Origin of the sequence: Clostridium cellulovorans 743B (assembly GCF_000145275.1) — a bacterium.
Classification (GTDB): domain Bacteria; phylum Bacillota; class Clostridia; order Clostridiales; family Clostridiaceae; genus Clostridium_K; species Clostridium_K cellulovorans.
In genome coordinates this window covers 2,058,915-2,080,416 of record NC_014393.1, presented here as the reverse complement: position 1 = coordinate 2,080,416, position 21,502 = coordinate 2,058,915, and the positions used below count along the sequence as shown (strand labels likewise).

The 21,502-nt window shown below is 31.0% G+C and carries 20 protein-coding genes and 1 pseudogene; 2 read left to right on the top strand and 19 right to left on the bottom strand.

Going from position 1 to position 21,502, the window contains the following annotated elements:
* Positions 1-14 precede the first annotated feature (14 nt).
* The 18 genes and pseudogenes from flgK to nifJ all read right to left on the bottom strand — a co-directional run bounded on the left by flgK (position 15) and on the right by nifJ (position 18,520).
* Positions 15-1,754: a flagellar hook-associated protein FlgK gene (gene flgK, locus CLOCEL_RS08550; protein ID WP_010077343.1), complete on the bottom strand. Its 1,740-nt coding sequence runs from the start codon at positions 1,752-1,754 to the stop codon at positions 15-17.
* A 12-nt stretch (positions 1,755-1,766) separates the two neighbouring features.
* Positions 1,767-2,180, bottom strand: a complete 414-nt coding sequence (locus CLOCEL_RS08545; RefSeq protein ID WP_010077344.1) for a flagellar protein FlgN — start codon at positions 2,178-2,180, stop codon at positions 1,767-1,769.
* A complete protein-coding gene (flgM, locus tag CLOCEL_RS08540; protein ID WP_010077345.1) occupies positions 2,177-2,452 on the bottom strand; it encodes a flagellar biosynthesis anti-sigma factor FlgM in 276 nt (91 codons plus the stop codon). The genes CLOCEL_RS08545 and flgM overlap by 4 nt, the downstream gene beginning before the upstream one ends.
* Positions 2,453-2,638: 186 nt before the next feature.
* A complete protein-coding gene (gene fliY, locus CLOCEL_RS08535; RefSeq protein WP_010077346.1) occupies positions 2,639-3,841 on the bottom strand; it encodes a flagellar motor switch phosphatase FliY in 1,203 nt (400 codons plus the stop codon).
* The gene (gene fliM / locus CLOCEL_RS08530) at positions 3,834-4,829 is read right to left on the bottom strand and encodes a flagellar motor switch protein FliM (protein ID WP_010077347.1); all 996 of its coding nucleotides are present in this window, start codon (positions 4,827-4,829) and stop codon (positions 3,834-3,836) included. The genes fliY and fliM overlap by 8 nt, the downstream gene beginning before the upstream one ends.
* A 15-nt stretch (positions 4,830-4,844) precedes the next feature.
* Complete coding sequence (locus CLOCEL_RS08525) at positions 4,845-5,246, bottom strand: chemotaxis protein CheW (RefSeq protein WP_010077348.1); 402 nt, start codon at positions 5,244-5,246, stop codon at positions 4,845-4,847.
* Positions 5,247-5,258: 12 nt separating this feature from the next.
* Complete coding sequence (locus tag CLOCEL_RS08520; RefSeq protein ID WP_010077349.1) at positions 5,259-5,618, bottom strand: response regulator; 360 nt, start codon at positions 5,616-5,618, stop codon at positions 5,259-5,261.
* A 14-nt stretch (positions 5,619-5,632) separates the two neighbouring features.
* Positions 5,633-6,232 carry a chemotaxis protein CheC gene (locus CLOCEL_RS08515; RefSeq protein ID WP_010077350.1) on the bottom strand — a complete coding sequence of 200 codons (600 nt, stop codon included), beginning with the start codon at positions 6,230-6,232 and terminating at the stop codon, positions 5,633-5,635.
* A gap of 8 nt (positions 6,233-6,240) precedes the next feature.
* Positions 6,241-8,289: a chemotaxis protein CheA gene (locus CLOCEL_RS08510; protein WP_010077351.1), complete on the bottom strand. Its 2,049-nt coding sequence runs from the start codon at positions 8,287-8,289 to the stop codon at positions 6,241-6,243.
* A gap of 14 nt (positions 8,290-8,303) precedes the next feature.
* On the bottom strand, positions 8,304-9,071 hold the full coding sequence (locus CLOCEL_RS08505; protein ID WP_010077352.1) for a CheR family methyltransferase: 768 nt from the start codon (positions 9,069-9,071) through the stop codon (positions 8,304-8,306).
* A 2-nt stretch (positions 9,072-9,073) separates the two neighbouring features.
* Positions 9,074-9,658 (bottom strand): annotated as a pseudogene (locus CLOCEL_RS08500) (CheB methylesterase domain-containing protein); the annotation flags it as partial.
* A gap of 20 nt (positions 9,659-9,678) precedes the next feature.
* On the bottom strand, positions 9,679-10,176 hold the full coding sequence (locus CLOCEL_RS08495) for a chemotaxis protein CheD (protein WP_010077354.1): 498 nt from the start codon (positions 10,174-10,176) through the stop codon (positions 9,679-9,681).
* Between the two features lie 13 nt (positions 10,177-10,189).
* Entirely contained in the window at positions 10,190-10,636 is a 447-nt protein-coding gene (locus CLOCEL_RS08490) for a chemotaxis protein CheW (RefSeq protein ID WP_010077355.1), read from the bottom strand.
* Positions 10,637-10,649: 13 nt separating this feature from the next.
* Entirely contained in the window at positions 10,650-12,644 is a 1,995-nt protein-coding gene (locus CLOCEL_RS08485) for a flagellar assembly protein A (RefSeq protein WP_010077356.1), read from the bottom strand.
* A 210-nt stretch (positions 12,645-12,854) separates the two neighbouring features.
* Entirely contained in the window at positions 12,855-13,688 is an 834-nt protein-coding gene (locus tag CLOCEL_RS08480) for an aminotransferase class IV (protein WP_010077357.1), read from the bottom strand.
* Between the two features lie 5 nt (positions 13,689-13,693).
* Positions 13,694-14,335, bottom strand: a complete 642-nt coding sequence (locus CLOCEL_RS08475; RefSeq protein ID WP_010077358.1) for an HAD-IB family hydrolase — start codon at positions 14,333-14,335, stop codon at positions 13,694-13,696.
* A gap of 124 nt (positions 14,336-14,459) precedes the next feature.
* Positions 14,460-14,843 carry a DUF1292 domain-containing protein gene (locus CLOCEL_RS08470; RefSeq protein ID WP_010077359.1) on the bottom strand — a complete coding sequence of 128 codons (384 nt, stop codon included), beginning with the start codon at positions 14,841-14,843 and terminating at the stop codon, positions 14,460-14,462.
* Positions 14,844-15,007: 164 nt separating this feature from the next.
* Positions 15,008-18,520 carry a pyruvate:ferredoxin (flavodoxin) oxidoreductase gene (gene nifJ / locus CLOCEL_RS08465; RefSeq protein WP_010077360.1) on the bottom strand — a complete coding sequence of 1,171 codons (3,513 nt, stop codon included), beginning with the start codon at positions 18,518-18,520 and terminating at the stop codon, positions 15,008-15,010.
* 537 nt (positions 18,521-19,057) lie between these two features.
* On the opposite strand from nifJ, the gene CLOCEL_RS08460 reads away from it, so the two are divergent.
* On the top strand, positions 19,058-19,888 hold the full coding sequence (locus tag CLOCEL_RS08460) for a polysaccharide deacetylase family protein (protein ID WP_010077361.1): 831 nt from the start codon (positions 19,058-19,060) through the stop codon (positions 19,886-19,888).
* Between the two features lie 53 nt (positions 19,889-19,941).
* On the opposite strand, the gene trxB is transcribed toward CLOCEL_RS08460, so the two are convergent.
* Complete coding sequence (gene trxB, locus CLOCEL_RS08455; RefSeq protein WP_010077362.1) at positions 19,942-20,889, bottom strand: thioredoxin-disulfide reductase; 948 nt, start codon at positions 20,887-20,889, stop codon at positions 19,942-19,944.
* Between the two features lie 233 nt (positions 20,890-21,122).
* Here trxB and CLOCEL_RS08450 point away from each other — a divergent pair, with 233 nt between their 5' ends.
* Positions 21,123-21,422: a hypothetical protein gene (locus CLOCEL_RS08450; RefSeq protein ID WP_010077363.1), complete on the top strand. Its 300-nt coding sequence runs from the start codon at positions 21,123-21,125 to the stop codon at positions 21,420-21,422.
* Positions 21,423-21,502 lie beyond the last annotated feature (80 nt).

Sequence of the window (21,502 nt, the reverse complement as noted above, 5' to 3'; positions counted from 1 at the left end):
AGATGATTTCCTCCTTATTTAATTAAACCATTAACCAAAACATCTAGCAGTTGATCAACTGTTGAAATAACCTTAGCATTAGCAACATATGCATGTTGGAATTGAATTAAGTTTGTCATTTCTTCATCAATTGAAACACCTGAGACAGAGTCACGAGCTGATTGTAGTTGATTTAATAATGATGTTCTAGTTGATACATCATCGACAGCTTGTTTATTTTGTACTCCTAGTTTTGCTACTAAATCTTTATGATATGATTTTAGAGTCATTCCACCATCAACATTTTTAAATGTAATTGTACTGTTTTCATTGGTCAAGCTTGCCATTGTGCTTGTAAAATCAACTCTATCAGTTGTAGAAGTCACATCTTGAGCTTTAATAGTTACATCTTTAAGCATTGCTATGGCAAGGGCAATTCGGTTATCCTTATTTCCACCATCTTTTAACCCTGAATTTATCTTCATAACATCTGAAATTATATCTTTATTTACAGTTATATTTCCAGCTGTTATATTCTTTTCCCAATCAATTGAAGTATCTTCGTTATTAACAAAGAAATCAATGCTATTTTCTACATTAGTACTTGGTGTACCATCTACACTTTGTGTATGAACAGCATTAACAGAAAAAGCCAATGCCTTTGCAAAACGATTAAGCTTGTCCTTGTACTGATCAACATCTGCTTGAATTGTTCTAAGTCCTGCTAAATCTCCACTGCTTGGCTCAAATATTCTTAATTCACTGAAATTTAAAACATCTGTAGATTTTATGGTATCTGTACTATTTTTTATTGCAGCACCTTGAGCATTTGCCCATATAACCCTACTTTGATCTAATTTCTTATATTCAGCATCATTCATTTTAACAACAAAACTATCAGCATTAGCATTGCTTGTCATATCCCCATATTTATAATAAGTAATTTTATAGTTAGAACCCCCTAAATCTTCAATATTACTTACATAAGAATAACGTTTTACTTGATCATTAAAAACAGACTTTACTAGTGTAGCATCACCGATTCCATTAGTTTCTGTAGGAAGTATGTTATTACCATTGAAGTCAGGGGTTCTGTCTACAGTTATGCCCATATTTTCGCTTAATTGATCTAGTAGTAGATCTCGAGTATCCATTAAATCATTTGGACTTTGTCCCGACACTGAAACTTGTATGATTTGCTGATTAATGGAATCTAAAGAATTTAATAAGTTATTTACATCAAGAACATTTTGTCTTATGTTATCATGAATATCATTCTGCATTTTCTCTAAAGAAAAATACGTTTGGTTTAACATATCAGATACACTAAGAGCATTTTGTGCTACAACTGTTCTACTGTTAGAATCTTCTGGCTTATTAGCAAACTCTTGCCACGCAGAATAAAAACGGTCCATAGCATTCGATAAAGCTGTATCTGTAGGTTCATTCATTATTGATTCTATATTAGATAAGTACTGATTTCTTGTAGTTTGATTTCCAAGGTTACTTTTTTCTTGTCTTACTTGATAATCTAAAAATGTATTTCTTATTCTTTCAATTGAAGCAACATCAACACCAGTTCCTATTTGTCCAGGTCCCGCTGCACTATTGAAACTTGGTGATGAAAAAGGTCTTGATGTTACAAGATTCACACGTTGTCTAGAATATCCTTCTGTATTTGCGTTAGCGATATTATGTGATGTAGTACTAATAGCTGTTTGTTGAGCATTTATTCCTTTATTAGCTGTATTTAGTGTTGATAATATACTTGGCATTATTCCCCTCCATCATCTTCTCATTTTTCCATAAGCATTGTAACTCTTAGCTTCCTTGTTCGGTGATAAATATGATAACATCTTGTTAACAAAAATTAAAGACTGTTTTATCAACATATCATTAGTTTCTTTCTGGAAAACTAATTTTTTGGTAATTAAAGTGATTTCTTCATAAATTTTTTTTATTTCATCATCTTCACTCTCATCAACTACCTTTTTGATATCTTGGTTATTCAGCAATCTTCTCCTTACCGTCTCAAACTTTGCTACTATAGAAGTCTTCTCTTGTATATCACTTACTATACCATCGAGCTTAAAAGCATCATTAGCAACGATAAACTCCTGTTGCTTCTCTAAACAACTAAGTAAATCTTTCAAAGCTTTAAGTTCATCAACTAAAACATTTTTTAACTCTGTCAAGATCATATTTTACTTCCTTTCATTGTATTAAATATGCTCTCTGCTAAACTTTCATTATTAATCTTATATGTTCCATCATTAATAGCTTTTTTTATTGTTCGCACTTTATCACTAACAATACCCTCGGAAATTTCCTTTGAAATACTTAGAAAGTTTTTAGCTTCATTGGATAATTGAAATGAATCCTGTTTAATTTTTTCTGTATTATTCTTACTTGCTATTCTATATTTTTCATATATGTTCTTATTGTCAATTGAGGTTATTCTATCTATTTTCATAAACTCTCTCCTAAATTCATTCTCTTATTATATTATATCGTGATTTAATGATTATTATTTATAGTTAAAAATTAATATCTCACATTTTGTTGCATAAAATTAAAACTACATAACGAGAAAGTTACTTTATACATATTTAAGTAGGAACAATAAAAAAGATTGTAGCTTAAAGCTACAATCTTTTAATTATCTGCCTAAAGACTTAATTCTATCCTCTGAACTAACTATGCTAGTTATCCTAACACCAAAGTTTTCATCTACAACTACAACCTCACCATAAGCTATTTTTTTACCATTAACCAAAATTTCAACAGGCTCTTCTGCTAATTTATCTAATTCAATTAAAGATCCATTATTTAAACTTAGTATATCCTTTATGCTTTTCCTAGTCTTACCTAAGACAACAGATATATTAAGCGGTACATCCATAATTAAATCAATATTATTAGGTAATGATTTAGTATCTGCGGTTCTTAATGGTTGGAACGTTGCTTTTGATACTTCAACAGGCTTACTTTCGTACACATTATGTACTGGTTGTTGATAAGCTTGAGGAGCAGCATTATAATTCACTGGTTGACTATCATAATTTGTTTGCTGATTATTATAATTCATCGGTTGACTATTATAGTTACTTGTTGTTGCTTCATTAGCAGCATAATTCATAGCAGCAGATTGGCTTTGAACCTCTGCTTGCACTATTTGATCTATATCATCATCAGCTTCACCCATCATAATACTACAAATGTTTTTCGAAGTTTCTAAAGGATATATTTGCATAATGGTACTATCAACTAAATCACCAATAGTCATTTTAAATGCAACTTTAATTATATCCTCTTTTTCATCTATAGTTTCACTTAGTGAATCATTAGAATCATTCCATATTTTAGAATCTGGTGGTGATATATTAATCTCTCTTGAAAGCATAGTAGCCATAGATGTAGCTGCCGATCCTATCATTTGATTCATAGCTTCTTGAACAGCACTAACCTCAAGTTCTGATAACTCAATATTTTCGACTTTTCCGTCACCACCCATCATTAGGTTTGCGATAACAGAAGCATCTATAGTCTTCATGACCAAAAGATTTTCACCTTTTATTCCTGAGATATACTTTATATCTAAAGCTATATTTGGTATAGTAAATTCATTCTTAAGTTTTTCTAAAGTAGTTACCGTAACCACAGGAGTTGTTATATTAACTGGCTGATTTATAATTTGAGAAAGAGCTGTAGATGCTGATCCCATTGAAATATTTCCTATTTCACCTAGTAGATCTTTTTCTAAATCTGAAAAGATTTCACTACTACTCCCTTCCCCCTTTGAAGATTCTCCGCCATTTAATAATGAATCTATTTCATCCTGTGAAAGAAATCCGTCATTCATTCTTATCCACATCCTTATCGATAATATCTATGATTTGTACACCAGTCTTTTTCCCAATAATTCCAGGCTTTGCAAGGAAATGTGGTCTCTCTTCAATAACTACTTCCAGTGGATCTTCAAATTTTCTTTCTAATGTTACTACATCTCCCACTGTCAGATTTAAGAAGTCTTCAACTGTTACCGATGCATTTCCCAAGATAACCTCTGAAACTAATTGTACGCTGTCTAACTTCATTCTGAGATACTCTTTTGTTACCTCATCTTCTTCATCGGATGAATCATGGTACCAATGCTTTATTTCTAAATGGTCTAAATACTTTTCTATACAAATAAACGGTATACAAATATTAATATAAGTTCTACTTTCGCCTATCTCAATTGTGAAAATAATCAATGCTACTGGTTCATGAGGAGCCAATGTTTGATTAAGTGCTGGATTTGTTTCAATTGTTTCAATTTCAGGATTTACTTCTAATACTTCACTCCATGCAAGTTTTAAGTTTGAAATTAATCCTTCATTAATTCTTGTTATTATATTTTTGTCAATATCCGTGAATTCCCTATTCTTATATTTACCCTCTCCAGTCCCACCTAAAAGTATATCGATAATTTGATATACAAATTGTGGATTTGTTTCAAACAAAATATTTCCTGCTAAAGGTGGCATTTTAAAAACTGTGAGTATTGTAGGATTTTGTATCGAGTGTATGAACTCTTCATATGTAGTTTGTTCAACAGACTCTATTTTCACCTTAACATTACTTCTAACTTGTGCTGTCAGATAACTAGAAATAATTCTAGCATAATTATCATGGATGAGCTCCAAAGTTCTTATATGATCTTTTGAAAACTTTTGTGGACTTCGAAAGTCATACAATTTTACTTTTTGCTTATCTTCTACCTTTTGAAGCTCATCCGGTTGAATTTCTCCTGAATTTAAGGCAGATAAAAGAGCATCTATCTCACTTTGTGACAATACTTCTGCCATGTAATCTCCTCTTTCCTAATAGTTAGGCAAAAGCTTATCAATATCGATAAGAGTAACAACTTTAGTTTTAAAATTTATTACACCCTTAATATATTGCTTCTTTTTATCAGCTTCAACCTTCTCTATTATCTTTTCATCAATTTCTAAAACTTCATTAACTAAATCAACAGTTATGCCTACTTCTTCTTCCTCTACCTTAACAATAATAATATTCTTCTGTTCTACAGGATTATCAATGTTAAGAAGTAAGTTTAAGTCCAAAAGGGAAATTATATTTCCCCTTAGGTTTATAAGACCTTTAATATAACTTGGTGCTTTTGGAATTTTTGTTATTTCCATCATATCATTTATACTTAAGACTTTAGCTGTTTCAACAGCATATTCCTCATCTTTCAAAGTAAAAACAACTACCTGCACATCATCACCTCATTAACCTAAAGTTTTTTTGATTGCTTCAAGAACCCTATCTGCCTGGAAAGGTTTTACTATAAAATCTCTAGCTCCAGCTCTAATTGCATCCATAACCATAGATTGTTGCCCCATAGCAGAACACATTATTACCTTTGCACCTGCATCAAATGCTTTTATTGCTTTAACAGCTTCAATACCATCCATATCAGGCATTGTTATATCCATTGTCACAATATCTGGTCTCTTTTCTTTATAAAGTTCAACAGCCTTTATTCCATTTGGTGCTTCACCAACAATCTCAAATCCATTTTTTGATAAAATGTCTTTTATCATCATTCTCATAAACGCTGCGTCATCAACAATTAATACTTTTGCCATTTTATTCCCTCCAATTAGTTAATTCCTAATGTATTTAATATTTTTTCTAACGAACCTGGTTGCGGTACATAGTAGAAATGTCCATTCATTTCACTATCATCCTGAATAAATTGTGTTTCTAAATCTAATACAGATTCTTCATATTGGCCTGATTCTATAAAGGTTGTAGAAATAATTGCCCCCAGCAAGTCATAGCTTACAGCTGGCACTGAAGGCATTAAAAGAAAATTTGTAACTTGCGAGATTGCATTCATATAGGCGCTTGATACTATATTACCAATCTCGCACATTACAGAACTCCCCATTTCAGTCAACCCTTTTTCATCAAGTCCGGTTAAATTTTTGATAATTTCAAATGCAGTTTGTTCTGTGAAAACCAACAAAATATTTCCTGGCGCTTCTCCCAAAACTCTTACAATCACTCCTACAGCTACTTGTTCAGCCTCTATTGCATTGACTACATTTTCATAAGGGACAATATTAACTGATGGAACGGACATATCAATTTTACGATTAAGAAGTTGAGATAAAGCCGTAGCAGAATTTCCAGATCCAATATTACAGATCTCCCTTAATGCATCTAATTGAATGTCACTCAATTTACTATAATCCATTTTTCCTCCTAAATCAATGCTGCTACATCAAGAATTAAAGTTACAAAACCATCACCTAGTATTGTAGCTCCAATATATTGATTTAATTCTTTCAATGTTTTTCCAAGAGGCTTAATAACAATTTCTTGTTGTCCGCACAAAGAGTCAACAATAATTCCCACATCTTTGTCTCCAACCTTAGTAATTACCACAAATTTCTTATCACTATTATTAGCTTCTATATCTAAAACTTTATTAACTCTAACAAGTGGTATTACATTTCCTCTATAAACTATTACTTCTTTACCACTAGTTTTCTTTATATCACTAGAATTATACTCTATTATTTCATTTATATATCCTAGAGAAATAGCCAATGTTTCTTCTCCTACTTTAACTAACAATGCTTGAATTATTTGAAGAGTTAAAGGAAGTCTAATTATGAATTGAGAACCTACTCCCATTTCACTGATTACTTCTAAAGTTCCACCTAAAGATGATACCTTAGTTTTTACTACATCCATACCAACGCCTCTGCCTGATATGTCTGTCACCTGTTCATTAGTACTAAAGCCTTGTTCAAATATCAAATTCTTGATATCATTGTCATTCATTCCTTCTGTACTAATTCCAACTCTTTCAGCTTTTGCCCTTATCTTATCAACATTAAGACCAGCACCATCATCAACTACCTTAATAACAGCTTTAGTTCCTTCTTGGTATGCAACTAATTTAATTACACCAATCGGACTTTTTCCTGCGCTGATACGATCTTCTTTTCTTTCAATACCATGATCTACAGCATTTCTTATAAGGTGAATTAATGGTTCTCCAATTTCATCTATAACTGTTCGGTCAAGTTCTGTATCTTGTCCTTCTATTTTTAAATCAATTTCTTTTCCCAATTCAACAGATAAGTCTCTTACCATTCTAGGGAATCTATTAAACACAGTATCTAATGGCAACATTCTAATCTTCATAACTAAATCTTGAAGTTCTGAAGTTGTTCTCGCTACTTGTTCTAATGTTTCATTTAAATCATTGATTTTAAGTTCGCTTCCTATTTGTTCTAACCTGGTTCTATTAATAACTAATTCTGAAACCATGTTCATAAATTTATCTAATCTCTCTAAATCAACTCTTACAGATTGATGTACTTTTTTATGAACTGCAGGTTTTTTATCATTATCTTTAGCTACTACATTTGTACTAACAGGAGTAGTTGTCACCGCCTTCTTTGGTGCAGTTTCTATAGTTTTTGCAGCAATAACACTTTGTCCTCTCACTGGAAGTGTTGATCTTAAATCCTTTGTCATAACTTTCTCTACTTCAGAAACAGCTTTAACAAGGCTATTCATAAATTCTTCACTCTTGTGAGTAACTACAATTAAAGAAAAATTTAAGTCAAAATTTTCTTGTTCCAAATCTTCTGTTGTTGGTACGGCTTTTACTATTTCACCATGAGCTTCTATGGCTTGGACAATCAAGAAAGCTCTTGCAGATTTTAATAAGGTTTTTTCATCTAAAAATACATTCATTTCTATTACGTTGAAATTCTTATCTACTGCTTGCGATAATATGCTTAAGTCATATTCATTTAATTGCACTTTGCTAAAGTTATCTTCATTTTCTAAAACATTACTATTATCTTCAATTACATTATCAGCATCATCAATTCTACTAGTTTCAAGTGAGGCATGATTAATTGATATTTCCTCTAATTCTTTGATTATGCCTTCTATTTCCACGTCTTCACTACCGCTTTCTGTTATTCCATCTACCATTTGTTCTAACGTATCTAAACATTTAAATAGTACAGTTACCACTTGCTGACTAACTTTTAGGTCACCTTCTCTAAATTTTGATAATACGTCTTCCATTTTATGCGTTAATTCAGACATTCTTGAATAACCCATAGTAGCGGCCATTCCTTTAATTGTATGAGCAACTCTAAAAATCTCGTTTACTTTATCGATATTTTCTGGTTCTTGTTCTAAAAGAAGTAATGATTCATTTAAAGTTTGAAGATTGTCCATTGATTCTTCAAGAAACATTGATAGGTATTGTGCAGTATCCACTTGGTTGACCCCCTTTAACGTTTTTTATAAATAAATGTAGAAGCTTTTTCAAAATTATAATCTTTATAATTATATATACTCTCTGTAGCACCCACGAAAAACACACCGTCTTTTTTTAAAGATTTAGAGAACTTTTCATAGATTTTGTCCTTCACATCAGAATTAAAATAAATAACAACATTTCTGCACACAATTGCGTCAAAGTTATTTTCGTAATCATCTATTATCAAATCATGTCTTTTAAAAGTTACAATTTTCTTAATAGAATCTTTTACAATATACTTATCGTTGATTTTTAAAAAATATTTATTCAAATCTGAAGAAGAAATATTTTTTATTTCTGTTTCACTAAATTCGCCCTTTTGTGCTCTATTTAAAATTGTCAAATCTATATCTGTAGCTAGTATTTTGGTTCTACTTAAAGCACCCAACTTATCCATTAGAATTGCTATTGAATAAGGCTCTGCCCCTATAGAGCAAGCAGCACTCCAAATTTTAATTTGTCCTGTTGTACTATTAATTATTTTTGATAACTCAGCATTGAATCCATCAAAGATATCTGGATTTCTAAAAAATTCTGTAACATTTATTGTAATATAATCAAGAAACTTTTGCCTTAACTCCTTATCAACTTTAAGTGCTGCTATATAGTCGTCAAAAGCTTTATATCCATTTCTATTCATAAGGCTTACAATTCTTCTATTTAATTGTAACTCTTTATAGGCAGATAAATCAATTTTAAATTCTTTATAAACCCATTGTTTAAACTGTTGGATATCCATATTTACCTCCCTGTCGAAGAACAAATATTTATAATCTCATCAACAACACTAGCTAAAGGGATAACTTTATCTACTTTACCTGTTTCAAAAGCAGCTTTGGGCATTCCATATATGGTACAAGAATCTTTATCTTGCGATAAAGTTATCCCCCCATTTTCTTTAATTTTCACAATGCCTTCTGCTCCATCTCGTCCCATTCCAGTCAATACTATACCTAGGAGTTTTCCCTTATACACATTAGAGGCTGAGATAAAAAGTTTATCTGCTGCTGGTCTAACGCCCCAAATAGCAGGATCAGAATTTAGATGAATCCTGTTATCATTTTCTACTTCCATGTGATATCCTCCAGGTGCAATATACACTGTGTTCTTTTCAATTACTTCAAAATCTTTTGCTTCAACAACTTTTATTTTACTGTTTAAATTCAATCTATTTGCAAAATCCTTAGTCATACCTACAGGCATATGTTGCACAACAAACACCGGCATTCCAAGATCTGATGGTAAATTTGGTATTATAGTATTTAAAGCCTTAGGACCGCCGGTAGAGGCTCCAATAACTACTGCATCTATTTTTTTGCGTGGAATCAAATAAACCACCTCATTACTTATATATATTTTGTTCCTAACCCTACAGTTCGAAGTTGGACACTTCCATCATTCAAATCAAATATCATAGTCCTTCCTTTAGAGCCTCCGGTATCCTCAGAAATAATAGGAATTGATAGCTTTCCAAGAATTTCTTTAACCGATTTGCAATTTCTATTACCTATATCCATAACCATACTTTTATCAGAGAAATTGAACATCGAAGCTCCACCAGCTATTTTAGCAGTTAATCTTTTAGTATTTGCACCATATTTTTTTAAATCTTCGACTAATATAGGAATCGCGAGATCCGCAAATTTAAGCGGATTCGTAATATTTGAGAATTGAAGACTATCAGGAAGCATGATATGCACTAGCCCACCTGTCTTCAACACATTATCATAAAGAGCAATCCCTATACAAGAACCAAGACCAATTGTCATAATTTTGTCAGGAGCTTTTGAGATATTTGCATCAGCTATACCAACTTTTATTTCTTTTCCAGCACCAAGTTCCATATTTCACCGTACTCTAAAGCAAGTCTTTTTCTTGTTCTGTAAGAATTTTTTCTAAATCTAATGTTATGACAATTTTATCTTCTATTTTGACTAGTCCTTTTAAATATCTTCTTGATATTCCGCCAATAACTTCTGGTGCTTCTTCCATCATATCTGTATTTACATCCTTAACTTCGGAAACTAAATCAACAATCATTCCATACTTTCCATGTTTTTGATTAGAAACAATTATTTTAGAATCACTAGTAGTTATCTCGCCCCTTAAATTAAATCTTTTTGCTAAGTTAATTATAGGCAATATTTTTCCTTCGTAATTTATGACTCCTTCAATAAATTCTGGAGAATCAGGTATTTGAGTAGTAGTCTCATAGCCTAATATTCTCTCGACATTCATAATATCCGTAGCATAATATATACCATTAATAGAAAAAATCAAGATTTTAAATTCCCTATTTTCCATGACACTATCACTCCTATAGTACAAATTTTTCCACTTCAATAGTTCCGTCTTCTCCTTGATATGCATGTAGCTTTCTACATGACGTATCTAAACGTACTTCCTTAGGTCCTATAGCCAAAACAGTATTTACGTGTGCTATCTCTGCAAAAATATGTCCTGTCTTAGGAACAATAAGTTTTGTGGAAACTCCAGCTTCACTTCCTACAATACCAACTTTAATTGTCTCTTGTGCCTTAATAACTCCGCCTCTAGCAATACTACTTTCGCTATTAAATATAACACTCTTACCTGCTGAAATATACGATACATATTGTCCTTTTCCTGTAAGTATTACATCTCCAGAACATTCAAGATTTGAATCTTGACAGTATTCGCATATAATATCATAAGTATCATAGGTTTCTGATTTAAGCACTTCTTTTCTTTCTTTTATTAATTGTAGTAAATTTTTAAGTTCATCTATAGATTTTATATTGCTAGGTCCTACTCCAATTAGTAAATCCTTTATATTTACAAAAAGCTTTCCACCACATAGCCCTGGATTCTTTATTACATCCTTGCATATCGATGGTATTTTGCTAAATTTCTTTTCTATAAGCATCATTATTACTTGCCCAGTAGTGGTTTTTGGATCCAATGCATTTAATTGTTTTAATTGCTCATATGACTTGATTACTCCATCCAGTCTTTGTTCTAACGAATCTAAATGATCAATATATTCAATTTTATTTACATCTTCTTTTCCAGCTTTTAAATCAGAATGTATAACATTATTCTTAACTATAATATCACCATCACTGATAATCTTTGCATCTAATACACTATTATGAACTTCAACACCATGTCCTGATGTCACAGTCATTCCATCTTTTACGTCACCTTTAACTATTACGTCTCCTATGAAATTAATGTTTCCTGATTTCATATCTACGTCGCCACTTACTTCGTGACAATTGAAAACATTAAATATATTCTTTTTAATATAAGGTTTACCATCACACTCAGCAATCACCTTTTCATCTACAACTTGGCAATTTTCACCTGCTGTAATTGTTAGTGGCTTTCCTTTTTTCTTTTTCTTAACTATGCCCAAAATATTTTGACCATCGTGTCCTTCTTTTCCTTTAACAAGTTCAGCTATTACTTGGCCCTTTTTTACTGGTTCAATATAGCCTATACTCTTATAGTCAATTTTCTGACCTTTATCTTTTTTTTCTTCCATTATTTCTTTATTAGTTTTAAAATTAATGATAATCTTGTCATCCTCATCATTAACAACTTCAGTTCCAACGGCTATTTTAAGATTTACACAACCTTCTGCTAATACTTTCTCCGTAAGATTCTCTTCAATTATTCCATACTTTATATTTTTTTCTCCAAGATAATTTTTTATTTCTTCTACAGTAAACTTTGGCGGAAAAATTTCTTGTTTCACTCTAGATTTTAAAGTAATATTCTCCGATGGAAGTGAATCAATTAAGGTATATACTTTTTGAGGTTCATACTTTATATCTATATATGCTTCCATTTTATCTTGACTAGTAGCAATATTTACAATCCTCTTTGAAGAAATTTCATGTAGAATAGTTTCTATACTATCCCCTTCTTTGATATCGACTCTAGATGTAACCTCTTTACCGTTAATCAATAATTTAATTTCTTTATCCGCAGAAATTTTTGCAAAACTACCACCTTCTAATGGGTTTTTCACAATAATTTTGCCATCAACTACAGAAATTGTTCCATTAATAGTTTCTTTTTTTTCAACTTCAATCTCTTTCTCTAAAAGAACTTGATCTTCGTTTTCTAAAATAACTCCATTTTCTGAAACACTATTATCTTCACTTACATTTTCTTCAAGGGTTACTTCAATTTCTACAGATCTGTGAAAAAAGCTCTTTTGTCTTATAACTTTATACTTTAAATCCTTTTTAGAAATTTTTAATTCCTCTGAAGCCTTTTCAATACATTCCTCAAGAGTTTTACCCTCAAAACACCTTATTTCCATCTTTTTTCCCCCTGTTCTGTGTCATTTTATTATCGACCAATTGCTTTTATAACTTTAATCAATTTTTAATTAATTTTTATTATTTAATTAAATTTTAAATTCAGCTATTCATCTATACTTTTTTTAAAATTAATTTTAATTAAATCCTATGTATAATATTACCTTATGCTTACATGAAAATAAATATCCTTCACTATAAAATTATAGTTTCTATTGAAACTTAGTTTTTACACTTTTCTCATACTCTTTAACCATTTGCATATATCCTTGAACTATAGACTTTACAACATTGTTATCATCAACATTATATTCTATCTCTTCTATCTTTCTTATTGGTACTACCCCTAAAGGGGTTGTAGACATAAAAGCTCCATCAAAATCTCTAAGTTCATCTACATTTATAGTCCGTTCTTCAACTTGGTATTGCAATCCAGTACATATCTCTAAAATTTTACTACGAGTTATTCCTGGTAACACCTTATCTATAGCAACTGTTACTATTTTTTCACCTTTTACAAAATACATATTTGAACGACTTCCTTCAGTAATTGTATTATCCTCGTTTACTAATATTACTTCTAATAAATTTCGTTCTGCTATAACTCTATTTGTTTCTGCTCTTAATGAGCTATCAACAATTTTGGAATTTGGTTTAATCCTCTTACCGTAGAATAAGCCTGTATTCACTCCATAAACATACTCTTTATCTTCTAGATGATTTCTTTCAATAAAATATCCATAAAAGTTTTTTTCATTTTCCTTTACGTTAAATACAAGCTTTATTATTCCATTTTCAATTTTATTTACTTCTATTAATAATGATATCTTTTTTTTAATTTCATCAGAATCTAACCACAAAGCAGCATTTTCTAATTTAAATGTATTAATTAATCTGCTCAAATGATCATTTAAAAAAAGTGGAACATTATTAAAGATTCTTATAACTTCATAATAATTTTTCCCATTGTTTTTAAAATTGAGTCCAAATTCTTTAACTTCTTTTACAGTATCGTTTTCAAGATAATAACTATTAATTGCTTCCATATTTATTACCTCCACCTAAGAATTTCTATAGAGTCATGACCTTTTTTATAGTTGATAAGATACGGATTTCCAACAAGATTCAATAAAGGTGCATCAGAAGTAGAATCCGAAAACATATAAGAATTCTCCCAATCAACCTCTAATTCCTCTTTTTCAATTTCATTCATAAGTTTTTTTACTTTGATCTGTCCCTTGTTGTTATCTCCTAGAATTTCCGGGATAAACTTGCCCTCTTTAACACTAATCTCAGTTCCAATTATTTTATCCACTTCAGGTATCGCATACATTTCTTTCAGATAAAATTCTGGTGATGCTGATATTAAATAAATAAGACAATTCTCTTCCTTTAATTTCTTTATCATTGAAATAGCATCTTCATAAAATATATTTGATAAAACCTTAGAATAAAACTCCTTTACTAAAATTTCCATTTCTTTTTCATCTATACCTGCAATAAATCTTAAAAAAACTTGTTTTACTTTTTTCTCATCATAATATTTTAAAGAATATAAAAAGAAAGCACCCAAGCTCCTAGGTAAATGTTTTATTAGACCTGGATTCCTTTTAAGCATAAATATATAGAACTGTATAAGTGTCTCCCTTTTTGTTATAGTAAAGTCTATATCAAAGATGCCAATCTTAACCATAGCAAATTCCCCTTTCGGTATTTCTTCCAGACACCTTTTATTTTCAATCATCTATTTAACTTCGTATATTTTATAGAATAAAAGCCGCTTTAGCGGCTTTTCCACATTTCAGCGGATTATGGTTCTATTCATCACTTCCGAGCAAACTTTCATAGTAAGCAATTGCTCTATTAAACTCTTCTTCTTCTGGAACAACTAATTCTCCATCTTCATCATCGCCAACAACTTTAAATAAGTACATTGAACCATCATCTGGATTTTGAACTAAAGCAAACTCATTGTCTTCAAAAACGAAACCTTCTACTACTTCACATTGTATTTCATTACCATTTTCGTCTTCTAGAGTTACAAATAACCCCTCTTCGTGATCATGATCTTCTCCGCAACCACATTGATGTCCTTCATCATGTCCTGCACAATTGCATTCATGATTTTCTTCATGACCTCCACAGTCACATGTATCCTCATGGCAGTTACAGCCATTGTCCTTCTTTATTTCATCATTCATTTAGTTATTCCTCCTTAAGGTTTATGTATATATTTTAAACTAAAGCTTACTATAATTAAAGCATTTTTTTTGAATATTTTATACTATTATTAATATTATTTTCCTTTTATCAATTCTTAGTCAAATTTAAAAAGCACCAATATTCATTGGTGCTTTTCTTAAAATTAATCTCTTGCTAATCTCTTGTAGCTATCTAATCTCTTTTGAGCATCAAGCTTAGTTTTAGCGAATAATCCTTCTGCTAATTCAGGATTTGATTTTTGTAATGATGAATATCTTACTTCTCCAAGTAAGAAGTCATTGAATGAATCCCAATTTGGTTCTTTAGAATCTAATGTAAATGGATTTTTACCAGCATCAGCAACATCTGGATTAAATCTATACAATGCCCAATATCCGCTTTCTACGGCTTTTTTAGCTTCTAATTGAGAACATCCCATACCAACTCTTAAACCATGATTTATACATGGTGCATACGCGATCACAAGAGAAGGTCCTTTATAAGCTTCTGCTTCGCTTATTGCTTTCAATGTTTGATTTTGATTAGCTCCCATTGAAATTTGTGCAACATAAACGTAGCCATAGCTCATAGCCATCATTCCAAGGTCTTTTTTCTTTGTTTGTTTTCCAGCAGCAGCAAACTTAGCTATTGCAGCAGTTGGAGTTGATTTTGAAGATTGACCACCTGTATTTGAATAAACTTCTGTATCGAATACTAGAACGTTTATATCTTCTCCTGATGCAAGAACGTGATCTAGTCCACCATATCCGATATCGTAAGCCCAACCGTCTCCACCGAAGATCCATTGAGATCTCTTAACAAAGAAATCTTTATTATTATATAAGTCTTCTAATAATTCATTACCTGTTTTTTCTGCTTCTAAAGCTGCTATTAACGCATCAGCTCTATCTCTTGTACCTTCACCATTATTTAAGTTATCTATCCAGTTAGTTAAAGCTTCTTTTAAAGTTTCACTTACTCCTAACTCTATAGCTTTTTCTGCTTCAGCCACTAATTTTTCCCTAATAGCCTTAACACCAAGGTACATACCTAATCCAAACTCAGCATTATCTTCAAATAGTGAGTTTGCCCAAGCTGGTCCATGACCTCTATGGTTTTTAGTGTATGGTGTTGCAGGAGCTGATCCACCCCAGATTGATGAACATCCTGTAGCATTAGCTACCATCATTCTATCTCCGAATAATTGAGTTACTAATCTAGCATATGGTGTTTCTCCACAACCTGCACAAGCTCCTGAGAACTCAAGTAATGGTTGTTCGAATTGACTTCCCTTAACTGTAGATTTATTCATTGGATTTGCCTTTGGTTTTAATGTATTAGCAAATTCCCAATTAATTTTTTCATTAAGTTGTGATTCAAATGGCTTCATTATAAGTGCCTTTTCTTTAGCTGGACATACTTGAGCACAGTTTCCACAACCTGAACAATCTTCAACTGCTAATTGAATTTTAAAGTTTAATCCCTTAGCTCCTGTTGCTGCTTTTGATACAAAGCTTTCAGGTGCTTTTAATACTTCTTCTTCATCTAAAAGGAAAGGTCTTATAGCTGCGTGTGGACACACATAAGAACATTGATTACATTGAATACAATTATCTATTTGCCACTCTGGAACATTGATTGCAATACCTCTCTTTTCGTAAGCAGCAGTTCCAGCTGGATATGTTCCATCAACCATACCATTATTGATTAAATCTCCAACAGTTAGCTTGTCCCCTTCTTGTCTATTCATTGGGATTAAGATATTTTTAATGAATTCTGGAACGTCTTTAGTATCAGTACTTTCATCAACTGCATCTTTCCAGCTTTCAGGTATATCTATTTTAACAATTGATTCAACACCTTTATCTATTGCAGCGTTGTTCATATTAACAACTTTTTCACCTTTTTTACCATATGACTTAACAACGGCTTCTTTTAAGTATTTAACAGCATCCTCTACTGGGATTATGTTAGCTAATTTAAAGAACGCAGATTGCATTATCATGTTAATTCTTCCACCAAGACCGATTTCTTGTGCTATTTTAACAGCATCGATTGTGTAGAATTTAATATCATTTTTAGCTATGTATTGTTTATAAGCTGCTGGTAAATTCTTTTCAACTTCTTCTGGAGACCAGATTGAGTTTAATAAGAAAGTTCCATTTTTCTTTAAACCGTCTAAAACATTATATTTATATACATAAGATTGGTTATGACATGCAACAAAGTCTGCCTTATTTATTAAGTAAGGAGATTTAATCTTATTGCTACCAAATCTTAAGTGAGAAATTGTTATACCACCTGATTTCTTTGAATCATATGCAAAGTAACCTTGTGCATACATATCAGTGTGATCTCCGATAATTTTGATTGCAGATTTATTAGCACCAACTGTACCATCTGACCCAAGTCCCCAGAACTTACATGCAGTAGTTCCTTTAGGAGTTGTATCTAAGTCTTCTCCAGCTGGAATTGATGTAAATGTAACATCATCTACGATACCAACTGTAAAGTGATTCTTTGGCTCATCTTTCTTTAAGTTATCGAAAATACCTATGATATGAGCTGGTACAGTATCCTTAGAGCCTAAGCCATATCTTCCACCAACTATTAGTGGAGCATTTTCTTTTCCATAGAAAGCACTCTTAACTTCTAGATATAATGGTTCACCTTCAGCACCAACTTCTTTAGTTCTGTCTAATACTGCAATTCTCTTAACTGTGCTTGGAATTGCTTTAAGTAAATGTTCAATTGAAAAAGGTCTAAATAAGTGAATATTCACTAAACCGTATTTTTCTCCGTTAGCATTTAAATGATCTATAACTTCTTCAGCTAATTCACAAATTGATCCCATAGCGATGATGATATTTTCTGCATCTTCAGCACCATAGTAATTCATTAACTGATAGTTAGTTCCTCTTAATTTATTTATTTCTGCCATATATCCTTCAACAATAGCAGGAAGGGCATCATAATATTTATTTACAGTTTCTCTTTGTTGGAAATAAATATCTGGATTTTCTGCAGTACCTCTTGTTACTGGATGATCTGGATTTAAAGCCTTTCTTCTAAATGCTTCTATTGCATCCATATCAACAAGCTTTGCTAATTCAGCATATTCAAGTTGTTCTATTTTTTGTATTTCATGAGAAGTTCTAAATCCATCAAAGAAGTTTACAAATGGAACACTGCCTTTTATAGCTGATAAATGAGCAACAGCTGATAAATCCATTACTTCTTGAACTGAACTTTCTGCAAGCATAGCAAAACCAGTTTGTCTTGCAGCCATTACATCTCCATGATCTCCAAAAATATTTAATGTACTTGTAGCAAGAGCTCTAGCTGAAACGTGGAACACGCCTGGTAAAAGTTCTCCAGCTATTTTATACATATTAGGTATCATTAATAAAAGTCCTTGAGATGCAGTGTATGTTGTTGTTAATGCACCAGCTTGTAAAGAGCCATGAACTGCGCCTGCAGCCCCTGCTTCTGATTGCATTTCTACAACCTTTACTGTTTGTCCAAAAATATTTTTAACGCCTTGAGCTACCCATTCATCTACATGTTCAGCCATTGGTGATGATGGAGTAATTGGATAAATAGCTGCCATGTCTGTAAAAGCATATGATATATATGCTGCTGCAGTATTTCCATCCATAGTTTTCATCTTTCTCATGGTTTACACCTTCCTTTTATGTAATTTATATTTTTAAGTTAACCTTAAAGCAATGGAATGTTAAATTTATAACAATCACAATCACTAAAACTACTAGGGGGTATTGTTGTTACACTCCTACTATACTACAACCTTTCTTCAATGCCAATTATGATATTTTGATGAAAATTACATTATGTTATTAATTTCCTTTGTTAACTGTCCTATGCGGTAATTTACGCTTAATTACTGGCTAATTCTCCAAAAGTCATTAAATTGATAAATTTAGTTTTATTTATAATAAAACTATTTTCTGTATAATTATGGAGTTTAGCTAAATTTCTACCCATTTAGTGTATAATTAAGTATAATAATCCCCCTTTTTCTTTTACTTATCTCTTGTAATTTGATATTTTTCTCTATAAACTACTTATAAGATTATGTTTTATATATAATTTTTATTTTAATATTATACTTACAATTTTTATTCTAATATTTTATTTATATATACTGCATTAAGTTTTATAAAATTATATTTTTTAGGAGTCTGCATTTTTTATGATAAATTTTAGATTAGCCACTACACTTTTAGTATTGTTATTTATAATTTTAATTGGCTTTAGTTATAAAACTTTAGAAGAAAAGCTTTGTAACAATCTTGTATTATACGTGTCTAATGAACCTTTAAATAGCAAAGTAACTTCAATTCGCAGTTTTAACCAAGCTGTAAATATTAACATAACACCCAGAAAAACTCCTGTATATAATGAGTCACTTAAGGTTGTTTATTTAACTTTTGATGATGGTCCTTCCCAAAATACTCTAACAATATTAGATATTCTAAAAGAAAAAAACGTTAAAGGAACATTTTTTGTTAACTATCATCCTAATTGCGATGCTATATACAAAAAGATTCATGAAGATGGACATGCTATTGGCAATCATACTTATTCTCATGATTTTTCTCGTATTTATCAAAGTGAATCTGCCTTTTTTGAAGACTATGATAAACTTAATTCATATCTTCAATCAATAATAGGTTTTGCTCCAGATATTATGAGATTTCCTGGCGGTTCAAATACTGGCTATGGAAAAAATGATATTATGAAATCACTTACAAAAGAATTAAAAACCCGTGGCATAGAATATTTTGATTGGAATTCTTTAAATGGAGATGCTGAAGGACAAGCTCTGAATAGAAACCAACTTATTGAGAAAGTAAAACATACTTCTCTTAATAAAAATAAATTAATAGTACTAATGCATGATTCAAATACAAAACAAAGTACAGTTGATTCATTGCCAGAAATTATTGATTACTTTAGTAGCCAAGGTTATATTTTCTCACCTTTAGCTAAAGGAGGATTTTCTATACAATATACTAAATAAATTATAAATAGCTATGACAAAATGTTTTAAAAACATTTTGTCATAGCCACTCCTTATGCCTTCTTCAATCCTTGAATATATTTTTCAGCCATTAACGCTGCTATGGTTCCATCACTTACAGCTGTAGTAATCTGCCTAAACAATTTTTCTCTAACATCTCCAGCAGCATAAACCCCTTTTATATTAGTCTCCATTGTAGCTTCATTTGCTATTATATATCCTGACTCATTTACATTAACAAAATCCCTAAATATTTCAGTCTTTGGAGTAACACCTATAGCAACAAAGATTCCATCAATGGAAATCTTTCTATTTTTCTTAGTAACAGTATCTTCAAGGACTACATATTCTACAAAATCTTCACCACAAACTTTTTTCACATCACTATTCCATATAATTTCAATATTAGGATTTCTATTAACTTCATTAAGATTTACTCTTTCTCCATTAAAATAATCCTTCCTCCTAATGATCTTTACGTTACCAAATCTACTTAAATATATTGCTTCTTCTAATGCAGTATTTCCTCCGCCTACAACTGCTATGGATTTATTTCTATAAAAACCTCCATCACAAACAGCACAGTAATGTATTCCGCGACCTGCATATTTTTCTTCTTCTTCTACTGGTAACTTTTTAGGTTCAGCTCCAGTTGCTATTATAACAACCTTTGGCTTATATATATATTTATAAGTTTCAATAACTTTATCTATATCTGTAATCTTAATAGATATAATGCTATCATACTCTTCTATTTTTGCACCCAAGCCTTTCGCTTGTTCAAGCATTTTATCAGCTAAATCATTGCCATCAATGGATAAATGTCCTGGATAATTTTCCACTGTATATGTCTGCCTTATTTGACCCCCTGAAACCATATCTTCAAAAACCACAACATCTAAATTAGCTCTAGCAGCATAAATTCCAGCAGTTAAACCAGCAGGACCGCTTCCTATGATAAATACATCTATTTCTCTTAACAGTTTATTTTGTTCATCCATTATATCTCCCCTCTTATTGATTTTTAATAAATATACTCCCTACCAGTATATTATACCCCATTGTTTTCGTATACAAATTATAATAAAAATGATATATTTTTTCTTATAATTATTAACTTAATCAAAATAGTTTAATCAATAGTTTTTCTCAATTAAATTCCATTTTAAATATTTGAATTTCAATGATTTTTAAATTATAATATAATCATCCAAGAGTTAGGGAGGGTTTTATAATGAAGATAAAATGTATTAATAACGATATGTGTTCAAGTATATCTATAGGCAAAGAATACTTAGTAGTTGAAGAAGGCCCAGAATACTTTGTTATTTTAGATGATATTAACAATGAAACTACATGTAAAAAATCAAGATTTGTTGTTGTTGAAGACGGGGATATGTGCAAAAAAGTAAAAGCTACAATAAATGAATTAAATTATCAACTTGAACATGATAATAAGGATATAAAAGATTTTAGTATCAGAAAAAACTCAAAAGGTGCTATAAAAGAAATAATAATAAAGTTTAATTATTAAAATTAAATTTCCCAAATATAAAACCTCACTAAGGTGAGGCTATTTCTTTTTTTGCGTGAGTAATAAGTCTACTATTCTTT

Excerpts from the sequence above, each read along its gene's own strand:
- flgK (WP_010077343.1), bottom strand. The coding sequence starts at position 1,754 with ATGCCAAGTATATTATCAACACTAAATACAGCTAATAAAGGAATAAAT.
- CLOCEL_RS08545 (WP_010077344.1), bottom strand. The coding sequence starts at position 2,180 with ATGATCTTGACAGAGTTAAAAAATGTTTTAGTTGATGAACTTAAAGCT.
- flgM (WP_010077345.1), bottom strand. The coding sequence starts at position 2,452 with ATGAAAATAGATAGAATAACCTCAATTGACAATAAGAACATATATGAA.
- fliY (WP_010077346.1), bottom strand. The coding sequence starts at position 3,841 with ATGAATGACGGATTTCTTTCACAGGATGAAATAGATTCATTATTAAAT.
- fliM (WP_010077347.1), bottom strand. The coding sequence starts at position 4,829 with ATGGCAGAAGTATTGTCACAAAGTGAGATAGATGCTCTTTTATCTGCC.
- CLOCEL_RS08520 (WP_010077349.1), bottom strand. The coding sequence starts at position 5,618 with ATGGCAAAAGTATTAATTGTTGATGACGCAGCGTTTATGAGAATGATG.
- CLOCEL_RS08515 (WP_010077350.1), bottom strand. The coding sequence starts at position 6,232 with ATGGATTATAGTAAATTGAGTGACATTCAATTAGATGCATTAAGGGAG.
- CLOCEL_RS08505 (WP_010077352.1), bottom strand. The coding sequence starts at position 9,071 with ATGGATATCCAACAGTTTAAACAATGGGTTTATAAAGAATTTAAAATT.
- CLOCEL_RS08495 (WP_010077354.1), bottom strand. The coding sequence starts at position 10,176 with ATGGAACTTGGTGCTGGAAAAGAAATAAAAGTTGGTATAGCTGATGCA.
- CLOCEL_RS08490 (WP_010077355.1), bottom strand. The coding sequence starts at position 10,636 with ATGGAAAATAGGGAATTTAAAATCTTGATTTTTTCTATTAATGGTATA.
- CLOCEL_RS08485 (WP_010077356.1), bottom strand. The coding sequence starts at position 12,644 with ATGGAAATAAGGTGTTTTGAGGGTAAAACTCTTGAGGAATGTATTGAA.
- CLOCEL_RS08480 (WP_010077357.1), bottom strand. The coding sequence starts at position 13,688 with ATGGAAGCAATTAATAGTTATTATCTTGAAAACGATACTGTAAAAGAA.
- CLOCEL_RS08475 (WP_010077358.1), bottom strand. The coding sequence starts at position 14,335 with ATGGTTAAGATTGGCATCTTTGATATAGACTTTACTATAACAAAAAGG.
- CLOCEL_RS08470 (WP_010077359.1), bottom strand. The coding sequence starts at position 14,843 with ATGAATGATGAAATAAAGAAGGACAATGGCTGTAACTGCCATGAGGAT.
- nifJ (WP_010077360.1), bottom strand. The coding sequence starts at position 18,520 with ATGAGAAAGATGAAAACTATGGATGGAAATACTGCAGCAGCATATATA.
- CLOCEL_RS08460 (WP_010077361.1), top strand. The coding sequence starts at position 19,058 with ATGATAAATTTTAGATTAGCCACTACACTTTTAGTATTGTTATTTATA.
- trxB (WP_010077362.1), bottom strand. The coding sequence starts at position 20,889 with ATGGATGAACAAAATAAACTGTTAAGAGAAATAGATGTATTTATCATA.
- CLOCEL_RS08450 (WP_010077363.1), top strand. The coding sequence starts at position 21,123 with ATGAAGATAAAATGTATTAATAACGATATGTGTTCAAGTATATCTATA.